The 312-nt window shown below is 36.5% G+C and carries 1 pseudogene; it reads left to right on the top strand.

Annotated elements, in window-relative coordinates:
* Nucleotides 1-312: pseudogene (locus ACODS7_RS32965) on the top strand (peptigoglycan-binding protein LysM); the annotation flags it as partial.

Genomic DNA, 312 nt, shown 5'->3' with positions numbered 1-312 from the left:
CGCAAGTGAAGAAAGAAAATGTAGGAAATATAGTGTCACCGCAAGTGAAGAAAGAGAACGTAGGGAATATAATATCGCCACAAGTGAAGAAAGAGAATGTAGGAAATATAGTGTCACCAAATGTATCGAAAGAAAATGTAGTTATTCCACAAGTCATACCGCCAAATATTCAAATGCCAAATATAATGCCAATTATGGATAACAACCAACCACCGAATATAATGCCAATCATGGATAACAACCAACCACCGAATATGATGCCGATGATGGATAACAATCAAATGCCGAATATAATGCCGATGATGGATAACA

Source organism: Bacillus sp. FG16, assembly GCF_057809515.1.
The sequence above is the reverse complement of the archived record's forward strand: the minus strand, read 5'-3'. Positions and strand labels throughout refer to the sequence as shown.